Raw genomic sequence first — 12398 nt, forward strand, 5'->3', positions numbered from 1 at the left:
TGACTATCTTTCTCAATTAGAAAGGTTTAGGGAGGCATGAAGATGCAACAAGTGAATGTTCAAACCAATACTTATCCGTCCCACACTTCTTATTGGTGGGATACCCTCAAACAACATAGCGAACTTATTGCTGCTTTATTTAGTGGCTGTCTTATTGCCTTAACCTGGTTACTGGAAAGCGACCTTTCTTCATTCACAGAAGCCGGTCTCTATATCATTGCTTTTATAATAGGTGGATTTGCTAAAGCAAAAGAAGGACTTGAAGATTCAATCGCCGATAAAGACGTTAATGTCGAATTACTTATGATTATTGCCGCTATAGGAGCTGCATCGATCGGTTACTGGACAGAAGGTGCCATTCTAATTTTTATATTTGCAATAAGTGGTGCCCTCGAAACATATACGTTGAACAAGAGTGAACGTGAACTACAGTCCCTTATGGACATACAACCAGAAACGGCTACGATCATCGAGAATGGCGTGGAGAAAGTTATTCAAGCGTCAGACCTAACAATCGCTAGCACCATATTGATTAAACCCGGGGAACGTGTGCCCGCTGACGGAATGATTATCAAGGGGCAAACGTCACTTGATCAGTCAGCTATTACAGGCGAATCGATCCCTGTTATCAAGCGAATTGATGATGAAGTGTTCGCAGGAACATTAAATATTTCTGGTCATTTAACAATTAAGATGACAAAAAGAAACGAAGATACGGTTTTCCAAAAGATAATCGCCCTCGTACAAGAAGCACAAGAACAAAAAGCCCCATCGCAATTGTTCATTGAAAGAATAGAAGGTTGGTACGTGAAGATCGTTCTACTTATCGGAGCTCTTCTTATGGTCCTTCCTCATTATTTAGTTGGCTGGTCGTGGGATGAAACAATTTATCGAGCTATGGTCTTCCTTGTAGTAGCCTCTCCCTGTGCTCTAGTTGCAGCAATAATGCCTGCTACTCTTTCAGCAATATCATCAGGAGCAAGGAATGGTATATTGTTCAAAGGTGGCGTCCACCTCGAACAGCTTAGTACCATTCGAGCTGTTGCACTTGATAAAACAGGGACACTAACAGAAGGCAACCCTGTTGTGACAGATATCATCACTAGAGAAGATATTGATGAAGCTACCTTTATTCAAACTGTTGCCTCGATTGAGAGACAGTCAACACATCCGCTAGCGAAAGCCATCGTTCAATCTGCAGGTAATTTTGCTTGGATTGAACCTGAAGATATGGAAGACCATTCCGGTTGGGGTGTACAAGCGAATGTTTCAGGAATGCAATGGAAAGTTGGTAAGCGAGAATTTTTCTCGGAATCGGTCGGCTTTTCTTTGTTCGACCACCAATATAGACAGCTTCAAGAAGAGGGTAAGACTCTTGTACTTGCAGCTGATGAACAAGGTATAGCTGGTATCATCGCTCTTAAAGATCAAGTGAGAGAAGCGTCAATCAAAATGGTAAAAGATCTGAAGAAACAAGGTATTGAACCTGTCATGATTACCGGAGATAGTGAGGAAACTGCAAAAGCGATCGCTCAAGAAGTAGGGATCGAGAAATATTATGCAAACTGTTTACCTGAAGATAAAGTTTCGAGAATCAAACAACTCAAAGAAGAATTTGGTTCTGTTGGCATGATTGGGGATGGGATTAATGATGCTCCAGCACTCGCATCCTCTGATGTAGGGATTGCCATGGGCCAAGGAACTGATGTCGCACTCGACACTGCTGATGTTGTGTTAATGAAAAACGACTTAGCCAAATTAATACGGGCCGTTAGCTTATCGAATCGATTAAACTCGATCGTAAAACAAAATGTTGCCTTTTCCATCATAGTCATACTTGTGTTGATCGCATCAAATTTCTTTCAATTCTTGACCCTCCCCCTCGGAGTTCTCGGTCATGAAGGCAGCACGATTCTTGTCATACTAAATGGATTACGTCTATTGAAATAATAGAAAACAGCAGCCCTAGAGAGGCTGCTGTTTTACGTTGGTTTATTCCTTCTGAAGTAATTGGAGGTTGCATTGATTTCTCCCCCTACTACAATAACGAGGCCAGTTAAATAAAACCATAACATTAAGGCGATGACCCCACCTAAACTGCCATACGTTGCAGAGTAATTTCCAAAGTTATTTATGTAATATGAAAACACAAAAGAAACAAACTGCCAAAGCACTGAAGCGGTAATCGACCCTATCAGAACGTCTTTATAATGCAATCGTTTATTAGGAGCGTAATAATAAATGAACATAAACACGATGATCATGATGGAAAGACTTAAAAACCATCGGATCAGTCCAAACATAAAACTAAATGACTCTGGGATTGAAAAAAACTCCACGAAAAACCGCCAGAGCATTTCTCCAAATACGGGCAATAGTAATGCAACGACAATAGCGAAAATCATAGCGAGCGACAACAAGACCGAAAGTCCTCTTGCGAGAAAGAAATTCCGGTTTTCATCTACGTTATATGCTCGATTCAGGGACTTAATGATGGCATTGATGGCATTAGACGCCGACCATATCGTTGCGATGATTCCAAATGAAAGTAATCCTTTCCGTGCACCATCTTCGAGAATAAGGTTCTCTTGAATCGCGACAAAAGATTCCGAAGGTGCGTATTGAGCAATTAATTCAAGAATTTGATCCTTCGAGAAATCGAAATGAGCCAGAAGGGTTATGGCGAAAATGAGGAATGGAAATAGAGACAACAAAAAATAGTACGCAAGCTGCGCAGCCAAATCTGTAACCTGATGTTCCTTTATCCTCAAGAAAAGCTGCTTACTAAAACTGAGTACTGATAAATTCACCATATACCCTCCTGAAGTTATCTAGTGCGTAATTTGGTCATTATGGTCTTTCGTTAGTTCTTCACCTGCTTCAACTACCCTAGATCCTATTTCTTTAATGTCTTTCTGAGTTTCTTTAACGATGTTTAGAGCTTCGACTGAGCTATCTTTTAATCCGCTGAATTTCTTTGAAAGAGTATTAATATCATCCTGGACCTCTTTCATTAGATCACCAGCGTCTTCAACCGTTTGCTTTACCTTATTCGAATAATAAGAAGGATTGTTCTTCACTTCTCGTAGCACCTCACCTGTACGCTTTGACCCTTCTTTTAGTGATTGTCGTGTTCCACGATCCAAAAGAGAGATAAAGGCTCCTGCTAGGCCACCGATTAGGACAGCTTTAAAAAGTTTATTTTCGTTTTTTGTCTGATATGTCTGATTCATTTAATATTACCTCCTTTAATTTCACAAAGTTGCGATTATTTTCCCTGAAATGGTGCCGATTAAACTTCGCATACTAAAGGTGAGTAGTGGTGTAGCGCCTAAGGATACGGTCTACCGCACTTCCATAGCTTTCCCCAAATATCACAAGATGAACAAGAAGATAATACAGTTGATAGATCGGAAAACGGTCCTCAGAACCTTTTTCCAATGGATATTCTTCTTCATATTGACGATAAAAAGCATGAGAATACCCACCAAATAAATATGTAAAGGCTATATCAACTTCCCTATCCCCATAATAGACTGCCGGGTCGACTAAGAAACTCTTCCCTTGTTTTCCACTTAACCAGTTTCCACCCCAGAGATCGCCATGCAATAACGATTTGGGTGGGTTGTGATTCAGGATAGTATGGAGATTCTCTCTCAGCTTTATCAAACGAGACTGCCGTTCTTTCGTTAACAACCCTTTTTCATCGGCTACGCACTGTAAGTAACCTAACCGGAGATCGCGATAAAATTCAACCCAATCATCTTTTGAGTCGTTAAGTTGTGGCAATTCGCCTATAAAGTTAGAATGTGCCAACCCTGCTTTTTTACTATGGTTGGCGTGCATATTTGCAACCACACTTCCAAGCTTATCATCAGATTTAACGGTGTGGGATGGAGAAAGCCATTCTAATAGAAGAACGTTATGACCTACTCCACCTTTATTATTAAAAAGAGGCTTAGGTACAGGAACACCGTTATGTTCTAAAAGGGTAAGGCCCTCCACTTCAGCCTGAAAAAAATCGTTCTCAGCCGATGGATTGAACTTAACGAAATACTCTCTGTCTTTCGTTTCTAAATAAAATGTATCATTGATGGAGCCTCCCGATACGGGTTTCCATCGTTTGACTTCACTCCCATCACCGTACGCTTCTAGAGCAGCTTGAACAGGTCTTATCATAGACCGCTTTCTTCTCTAATGTGTTTAAATAATTGATCGCAGCCCTTTTCAACCATCTCATACACTTCATCAAAATTACCCGTGAAGTATGGATCAGGAACATCTTCGATCTCAAACTCTTCAACATAGTCCATTAGTCTAGAGATGGAACTTGTGTTTGTGAGACCTGCCAATTTGTGCAGCTCACCAAGGTTGCCAGCATCCATCGCCACGATATATTGAAATGTTTCCAATTCTTCCTTTTTCACTTGACGTGCCTTCATCCCGTCGACACTGATCTTTTTCTTAGAAAGAAGGTCTGTAGTCCCCTCATGCGGTGGTTCACCGATATGCCAATCACCAGTTCCTGCAGAATCGACTGTTATCACATCAGAAAGACCTGCCTGAGCGACCTTATCTCGTAAGATCGCTTCAGCCATTGGGGATCTACAAATATTACCGAGACATACAAACAATACTCGAATCATGCTTATCCCTCCATCGTTTTGATATAAACAGTCCGGTTACGAGGTCCATCAAATTCACAAAAGTATATTCCTTGCCATGTACCCAGAATCATTTTTCCATCTGCAATCAAAATAGTTTGAGAAGGACCAACTGTACTTGTTTTCAAATGGGAAGCAGAGTTCCCTTCTGCATGCTTATAGTTAGGATGCTCCCACGGATACACTTCATCCAGCCTCATCAACATATCATGCTTTACGTCTGGATCTGCGTTTTCATTGATTGTTATACCAGCAGTTGTATGTGCTGAATACACCACAACAAGCCCATCTCTAATACCTTCATCTTGGATTGCATTTCTAACAATTGACGTAATGTCAATCATTTCATCTCGCTTAGTAGTTTTGACAGTCGTTTTTTTAAGCATCTTACATCCCTCCAAATTACTAGTGGTGATCGCGATCATACAAATACAAATAAGGTATATCAAGAAACAAATAATGTGTTTCGTTGATTGGGTAAGAATAGGTCCTTATCAATTCATTGGTTTCGATATCACTGTACATATCAGAGAGATTCCCTATTCCTTCATGTTTCATTCGGATAATATTTTCTAAAAAATACGGTCTCCAACTCCAATTGTTGCCAGCATACTCTGGCTGCAGTTCCCAGCTCCCATCATCATTCCGATAATAGTTTGAGGAAACCTGATTTCCATCTTCGTTGCAAATATATCCTCTGAAACAAGCATCCTTCAACGATTTTGAAGCTTGCGTAACGATATCATCCCAATCGTTCTGCTTTATCAATTTGATTTGTTTTTGCAAATGGTCATTAAACCTTCTGGATAAGTGATACAGCGCTAGTAGCCGAGTTCGCTCATGGCTTATAAATTGATGAAACTCTTTAGAAAGTAGGGCCTTAAATTGATCCCTGTCCAAAAATACTGGGCCCGGCTCTTTGATGTAATTACCTTGATAGTACCGACCACCATTTTCCCAGGCATATTTCATTTGCCCATGACCATCGATACCTTCAAACAATAAAGTAGCTCCAATCTTACGGCCTAACATAGACAATGTGTAGAGCACATCTCGATATTCTTTGGGAATCCCCTTGTCTTTAAGGCTAAATAGGTTCACTTTGATTAAATTCGGATTTAATATTGCGATTTTTTCAATATTGCTCATCTTATTTCCAGAGTGACTAACCGCGATTTGTACACCTAGACTGCTATAGTATGCTAAGAGGTGCTGAAGCTTATTTAAATTATCCTCTTCCACATCGTATCCTGATACTTCCAACACAATGCGATTGTAAGGAATCCCCAGATTGGCATATTCCTCTAATGACTGTGTAATCGCTTCTCCATGATCATATAGCAAATGACTAGCATTGCAGTTAAAAAACAAACATTCCCCTGTTCCATGATTCTTGTAATGTTCGATTGCTAAATCTCGGATACGTGTATCGATCTCTAATATATACTCCTCTGGAATGGTTGTATCTTCAAAGAAGAAACTAAGATCTTCAATTCCTTCTTCTGTTTGAATTCTTCCCAGTACTTCATAGCCAATAATTTGTTTTTTATCTGCGCTAATAATCGGTTGAAAATGCGGAAACGCTTTCTCTTTATTTCCCATGACATCTAGTGCATCCAACGCTGATCCCCCTCTCACATATAGATATAAATACAGCTATTATATCATGAACATATAGACTTTTTAGAGCCTAACGATCACCCGATTCATCCCATAAGGTTATTCCTTCCTCTCAGAAATCAAATGAATAATTGGTTATTTATTGGTTTTTATCTAGATGAGATTTATACTAGTACTAACAATCAGTTTAAAAGGTGATGATTTGAATGAGGACAAAACACACACGGGGCTTACAAAATGAGAGCAAATAAAGAGCAAATCAAACGTATGAAGAAAAATGAATTTATCAGAACTGCTATTGAATATGTAGATACCGGAGTCGTGATTACAGATCCAGAACTACCTGACAACCCGATCATCTACACAAATAAAGGCTTTGAAAAATTAAGCGGTTATTCTACATATGAAGTTGTCGGCTATAACTGTCGTTTTCTTCAAGGAGAAGATACTGACCATGAAGTATTAAATCAAATTCGACATGCGATTAAGAATAAAGAAAAGCTAAAAGTAGAAGTGAAGAATTATCGAAAAAGCGGTGAGCCATTTTGGAATGAGCTTCAGATCTTCCCAGTTTACATGGAAAGTGAAAACCAATCTTATTTCGTGGGTGTCCAACAGGACGTAACGAAGCGCCGATATGCAGAAGATCGTTCTAATCATTACTTACAACAAGTAAAAGACCTGTCTACTCCTATCGTACCTATAGACAGAGATGTTTCGATCGTTCCTCTTGTAGGTGAGATTGACGATGAACGCCTGGAATTATTGCATCACAATGTTAGTAAGCACATCCAGAAAAGTGGAGACCAATTTCTAATCTTAGACCTTTCCGGTGTAAGTCACTTTACTAGTCAACTCCACAATGGCATTTACCAGCTTGATCAACTTATCAAATTAATGGGAGCTACTCTCATGATTTCTGGCATTCGTCCAGAGTTTGTTCTCGAAAGTGTTCGCTCGGATTTGACTCTTTCATCAATTCAAAGCTTCCCATCAGTTAAGCAAGCCTTGACTACAATTCAATAAATAAAAAAAGCTTTCGAGATTGTCATCTCGAAAGCTTTTTAGCAGAATCACTTCATACTTTCTTTAATTTTCGTATTTAATGATTGGGCCTCCTGGAGCGCACGGACATCGTCCTGAATTTCTCCGGGTTTAACCGCTTGTCCGATTAAATAGTCCACCATGTTCATCCCTAGAAAATCACATATGTATTGGAATTGCTGTATAAGGGGTAATCCTTTTAACCTCGGGTTATCACCACCGCAAGCTACTACATAAACTTCTTTGCCTGCTAATTTATTCTTCAAATCAAAACGTTCATCACGCAAGGCCTGTGAAAAGCGATCGACCATATTTTTCATTACCCCTGACATACCGTACCAGTAAATAGGTGTTGAGAACACGATAATATCACTGCTGATGATTTCTTCTATTAAGTTATCATGTTCATCACGTACGGGAGTGAAACCACCTTCTGTATGACGTTGGTCTTTAATAGGACGAATGCCTAACTCCCTCAAATAAACCTTTGCGTGGTCAATCTCATCTAACACATGACTTGTTAACATCTCCGTATTCCCGTTGGACCTTTGACTACCGTCTAGTACAAGTATTCTTTTCATACCATTCTCCTTTCTTTCGTACACCTTTATTTTAACGATTTCACTCTCCCTTTTACACTGTTATGCTTACCTGATTTAAGGAGGTGTCAATGTGAACCCTTATCTTACTTGGACAATAGATGAGACCTTCTCCCTTTTCTCTAAATCCCATCTACTTGTTCTCATCGGACTATCAATTCTATTCGTATTCACTTATCTATTTAGAAGATCTCTTAGAAAGAGGCGCTATAACGTATCATTTCGCATTATAGTAATTCTCTTATTACTACTATCTGAAGCAAGCTTTCACTTATGGTTTATTTATCACGGGGAATGGAGAATAACAACCACATTGCCATTACAATTAAGTAGCATATCGCTTTTTCTTGCCGTAATCTTATTAGCTTCTAAGAATCAGTTACTATTTGACATCACCTTTTTCGTAGGTTCCAGTAGTGCGCTTCTCGCAATGATCACTCCAGAGCTGACCTATCCATTTCCGCATTATCGCTTCTTTCATTTCTTCATCGCTCATGGGGCCATTGTTGTCACAGCCTGGTTTATGATTGTTGTTGAAAGTTACTACCCTACTTATAAATCCATTTGGAAAGCGTTCTTTGTTCTAAACCTATATACAACGCTCATCTTTATTGTAAATGGTCTTCTCAGTTCAAATTATATGTTTTTAATGGAAAAGCCTATGAGCAATACAATCTATTCGTATCTTGGGAATTGGCCATGGTATTTATTATCTTTAGAAGTGATCGCCATTACCTTATTTCACCTTCTATACCTTCCATTTGCCTTTATCAACCGGAAAGAACGAACGGTTTAAACCGAATGCAAACAGGAAAAAGAAAATGAAAAAGATAAATGAAAGGATGATCATGATGAGACGATACCACCTTATCGTTAGCGGTCGCGTGCAAGGTGTTGGATTCCGAGCTTTTACTCAGCAAAAAGCAGCTGAATTCAATTTAAGTGGCTATGTAAGAAATACGATGGACGGTTCCGTAGAAATTGCGGCCCAGGGGGAAGAAGAGCAAATTAATCAATTCATTTCATCGGTCAAGAAAGGCAGCCCTTTTTCGTCTGTTGATGATGTAGAAACAAAGGAAGAGGAAGTAAAGCCACAAGAAGGAACTTTTTCCATTCGTTATTAATGTTCATTCTACATTTATTATTCTATAATATTATTAGAATGGAAAATTAAATATGTCGGAGGAAGCGAATTGGCTAAAACCTCGTTTTTTGAAAACAATGAAACGGTAAGAGTTTTGAATAGTATTGGTGATAGTATTTTTATTTGTGACACAAGTTTCACTATCGCTTGGTTTAATGAACAAGCTGGCATTCTTTTAGAATCGATCATCGATTATTTACCTGTCGATTCACCTTCCGAGTTAATAGGGAAAAGCATTCATGATTTTCACAAAAACCCTACGCATCAGACAACGATCCTGCTGCATCATTTGCCCTACCAGAGTACGATCACATTGTTTGATAAGTTCGCAGCGAACATCGTTATTACGGAATATAGAGATGAGTATGAAGAAAAACAAGGCTATATACTTGTTTGGAGAGATGTAACTGAAAAGCAAAAAGAAATTGATGAGAATAGAAAACTGATCGACGAATACTCGAATGCAATACTTCCAACCGTACTTGATCATGCAATCTTAATCCCTTTGATTGGAACCCTAACTGTAAACCGTTCTGAGAAACTAATCCGCAACGTACTAGACTACTGTGCAAAAACAAATACCGATTACGTATTGATCGATTTTTCAGGCTTAACGAATCTCACAGATCGTTCTGCTAATACGGTCTTTGAAACGATGACAAAATCACTCAAATTGATGGGGATTCATGTTGTCTATGTTGGGATTACATCAAGAATAGTAAAATGGATTATTAATCTTGACCTGGATTCCTCGATACCTACCTTCGCAACGTTTAGACAAGGAATCAATGATGTTATGAAAAGTGAAGGATTCGTCCTTCAGAAAGTCGACGATATACCAAAAAGCTGAAGAGCGCGCTCTTCAGCTTTTTTATGTTCCACATATATCACATCTTATTACTTGAAAACTGTTGAAAGACTGTATTTGTTTTAATCGGGAAAATTTCTTCCCCCGCTACCGTATTCAAAATTCGTTTATTTCTTTCAACGGATAGTGCAAGGTTCGTCGCACCTGCCCCGTGGGAATGTTCGATATTTGTGAGCGTAAAGAAATGATTCTCTCTCTTATCTTTAAAAACCAGTTGCTGATTTAATGTGACTTTGTACCTTTGTTCATCTTCCCATTCGATATCATCATGAATTTTCGTAAACCATTCCGGAAAATGGGGCTTGTAACCTGTAGCCAACAATACTTTATCAGTATCTACTGTAAATGAATGATCTTCCTGCCACTGCCTACATTCTAAACGGTAGGTCTTTCCATTCTTCTCAATTCCGTTCACCTCTGTCAGAGGCTGAATGATAACATCGGGGTAGCTTGACTCAGATGACCGATGATAAAGCAAATCATAAATGGCTTTCAGCGTTTCTGGATCAATTCCTTTTCTCAGTGGTCCTAAAGTCGATAGAGCGTCTTTACGCTCTTCGAAAGAAAGACGATGGAAATACGAAACATAGTCCGGTGAGAAGACTTCCTGACCTAGCTTCGCTGATTCAAGCTGAAAGAAACCTGCTGACCTTGTAAACCAATTCAGCTTGTAATGATAATGCTTCTGATCCATAAGTAAATCATAGAAAAGTTCAGCGGCGCTTTGACCTGAGCCTATAACAGAAACGGAATCAGCTTGCTTTAGCTCCTTCTCATGGTGAAGGTAATGATTTGTATGTAGCACATCTTCTATTGGATACTGATCAAACCCCTTAGGGATATTCGGAATACTTCCTGTTCCTAATACAACATGCTTTGTTTTAATCGTCTCAACTTCAGAGGTTTTCGTATCTTCAACAACAACTTCATAGTATTGTTCTTCTTTATGGTAAGTTACATCAATAACTCTTTTTCCGAAACGACAGTTCGAGAGTTTCGAAGCGACCCATCGTGTATAAGCATTATATTCTTTTCTCGGAATATCAAGTTTATTAAAGAAGTAGAATTGATAAAGCCTATCGTTTTCATGCAAATAATTAATAAATGTATATGGACTTTTGGGATCCGCGATTGTGACAAGGTCAGCAAGAAATGGCACTTGCAAATCTGCTCCTTCGATCAACATGCCTGGATGCCAATTAAACTCTTCTTTTTGATCAAAATAGATTGCCTCGATATCCAACTCTTCGGCAAGCGCAGCCATTCCAAGGTTAAATGGTCCAATTCCTATTCCAACTAAGTCATACGTTTGTGCATTATCCAATATCGTCACGTCCTTTTCTTCCACTTAAACACTTCTATATCTTGTTTTACCCTAATCATGACAATTTTAACTCTATGAACTTTCTTCCTTTTCATTCGTAATACTCTGCTACAATGAAACAGAGGAAAAAAATAGGAGGTTAAGGATGGCTATCGATTTATTTGACTTTTATTTAACTGAAAGTGAAAAACCTTTCTCCGGTTGGGATTTTTCTTATATAGCAGATACGGGACGAATTCATACTGATTCTCTTCCATGGTGCTATACATCAGAAATTCTCGCCTTATTTAAGTCTTCAGCAAGTGTGCTCGATATGGGGACAGGTGGGGGAGAATTCTTAGAGAAGCTCCAACCCTATCCAGAAAAACTAGCTGCAACAGAGGGGTACCCGCCTAACGTTCCAATTGCTAAAGAACGCTTAGAACCACTCGGCGTACCTGTTTATTCTTTTGAAGATGATTGTAGTCTTCCCTTTTCAGATGATCAGTTTGATTTTGTTATGAATAAGCATGAGTCCTACTCACCGGCTGAGCTCAAAAGAATTTTAGGTGCTAATGGGGAGTTCATAACCCAGCAGGTTGGAGGGACTGACATGCTTGAGCTCAACCGAATTCTTGGCGCATCGATGGAAACTGAATTTCAACATTGGAATCTTGCTTATGCGGTGAACGAATTAGAAGAAGCCGGTTTCCAAGTGACCGATAAGAAAGAAGCATATCCAACTACACGCTTTTATGACATTGGTGCACTCGTCTATTATCTCAAAGCCATTCCATGGCAAATTCCTGATTTCTCAATAGAACGCTATCGTGACGCTCTTCATAACCTACATCAAAAGATAAATGATGATGGCTATTTAGCTATTCCTTCTCACAGATTCATCATCAAAGCTAAAGTCTAAAAAAATCGAACCCGCTACATGCGGGTTCTTAGATTGTCCAGAAAGTCTTAAGGACCATCTGCCACGGTTATAGTAGGGATTTCCGCTCCAATCTACCTATTCGTGTATGATTACGAGAAAAAAACAAAGCTACTAAAACATCGGATAGAGATTGAAAGTAAATGTCTTCTTAATCATAATCGGTCGGAAAGTTTGCTGCGATTGATTGCAATCCGTAGGAGTGAATACCGCATG

Annotated in this window: 14 protein-coding genes; 6 read left to right on the forward strand and 8 right to left on the reverse strand. The window is 39.1% G+C overall.

The window, feature by feature from the left end; translation table 11 throughout:
- The first annotated feature begins 36 nt into the window (after positions 1-36).
- Positions 37-1950, forward strand: coding sequence for a heavy metal translocating P-type ATPase (locus SJY16_RS18875; protein ID WP_377891583.1), 1914 nt, complete (start codon positions 37-39; stop codon positions 1948-1950).
- A 32-nt stretch (positions 1951-1982) separates the two neighbouring features.
- Here SJY16_RS18875 and SJY16_RS18880 read toward each other — a convergent pair whose 3' ends face one another.
- The 6 genes from SJY16_RS18880 to SJY16_RS18905 form a co-directional block, all read right to left on the reverse strand.
- Positions 1983-2813, reverse strand: a complete 831-nt coding sequence (locus SJY16_RS18880; protein ID WP_377891585.1) for a YihY/virulence factor BrkB family protein — start codon at positions 2811-2813, stop codon at positions 1983-1985.
- Between the two features lie 18 nt (positions 2814-2831).
- Positions 2832-3233, reverse strand: a complete 402-nt coding sequence (locus tag SJY16_RS18885) for a hypothetical protein (RefSeq protein ID WP_377891586.1) — start codon at positions 3231-3233, stop codon at positions 2832-2834.
- A gap of 73 nt (positions 3234-3306) precedes the next feature.
- Positions 3307-4179 (reverse strand): fructosamine kinase family protein, encoded by an 873-nt coding sequence (locus SJY16_RS18890; RefSeq protein WP_377891587.1) that lies wholly within the window; start codon positions 4177-4179, stop codon positions 3307-3309.
- On the reverse strand, positions 4176-4646 hold the full coding sequence (locus SJY16_RS18895; protein ID WP_377891589.1) for a low molecular weight protein-tyrosine-phosphatase: 471 nt from the start codon (positions 4644-4646) through the stop codon (positions 4176-4178). Before SJY16_RS18895 ends, SJY16_RS18890 begins: the two co-directional genes overlap by 4 nt.
- A 2-nt stretch (positions 4647-4648) precedes the next feature.
- Positions 4649-5050, reverse strand: coding sequence for a secondary thiamine-phosphate synthase enzyme YjbQ (locus SJY16_RS18900; RefSeq protein WP_377891591.1), 402 nt, complete (start codon positions 5048-5050; stop codon positions 4649-4651).
- A 19-nt stretch (positions 5051-5069) separates the two neighbouring features.
- Positions 5070-6284, reverse strand: coding sequence for an EAL domain-containing protein (locus SJY16_RS18905; protein WP_377891593.1), 1215 nt, complete (start codon positions 6282-6284; stop codon positions 5070-5072).
- A gap of 237 nt (positions 6285-6521) precedes the next feature.
- On the opposite strand from SJY16_RS18905, the gene ytvA reads away from it, so the two are divergent.
- Positions 6522-7310, forward strand: a complete 789-nt coding sequence (ytvA, locus tag SJY16_RS18910) for a YtvA family blue-light photoreceptor (RefSeq protein WP_377891595.1) — start codon at positions 6522-6524, stop codon at positions 7308-7310.
- Between the two features lie 47 nt (positions 7311-7357).
- Here the strand turns inward: ytvA and SJY16_RS18915 are convergent, their stop codons facing one another.
- Positions 7358-7909, reverse strand: a complete 552-nt coding sequence (locus SJY16_RS18915; RefSeq protein WP_377891597.1) for a flavodoxin family protein — start codon at positions 7907-7909, stop codon at positions 7358-7360.
- 91 nt (positions 7910-8000) lie between these two features.
- Here SJY16_RS18915 and SJY16_RS18920 point away from each other — a divergent pair, with 91 nt between their 5' ends.
- The 3 genes from SJY16_RS18920 to SJY16_RS18930 all read left to right on the forward strand — a co-directional run bounded on the left by SJY16_RS18920 (position 8001) and on the right by SJY16_RS18930 (position 9921).
- Positions 8001-8723, forward strand: a complete 723-nt coding sequence (locus SJY16_RS18920; RefSeq protein WP_377891599.1) for a YwaF family protein — start codon at positions 8001-8003, stop codon at positions 8721-8723.
- Between the two features lie 55 nt (positions 8724-8778).
- Positions 8779-9051 (forward strand): acylphosphatase, encoded by a 273-nt coding sequence (locus SJY16_RS18925; RefSeq protein WP_377892341.1) that lies wholly within the window; start codon positions 8779-8781, stop codon positions 9049-9051.
- Between the two features lie 69 nt (positions 9052-9120).
- Complete coding sequence (locus SJY16_RS18930; protein WP_377891601.1) at positions 9121-9921, forward strand: STAS domain-containing protein; 801 nt, start codon at positions 9121-9123, stop codon at positions 9919-9921.
- A gap of 37 nt (positions 9922-9958) precedes the next feature.
- On the opposite strand, the gene SJY16_RS18935 is transcribed toward SJY16_RS18930, so the two are convergent.
- Complete coding sequence (locus tag SJY16_RS18935; protein WP_377891603.1) at positions 9959-11263, reverse strand: lysine N(6)-hydroxylase/L-ornithine N(5)-oxygenase family protein; 1305 nt, start codon at positions 11261-11263, stop codon at positions 9959-9961.
- Between the two features lie 145 nt (positions 11264-11408).
- On the opposite strand from SJY16_RS18935, the gene SJY16_RS18940 reads away from it, so the two are divergent.
- The gene (locus tag SJY16_RS18940) at positions 11409-12164 is read left to right on the forward strand and encodes a class I SAM-dependent methyltransferase (protein ID WP_377891605.1); all 756 of its coding nucleotides are present in this window, start codon (positions 11409-11411) and stop codon (positions 12162-12164) included.
- The last annotated feature ends 234 nt before the right edge of the window (positions 12165-12398 follow it).

This window comes from Alkalihalobacillus sp. R86527, from assembly GCF_042466185.1.
In the GTDB taxonomy this organism is placed as follows: Bacteria; Bacillota; Bacilli; order Bacillales; family Guptibacillaceae; genus Guptibacillus.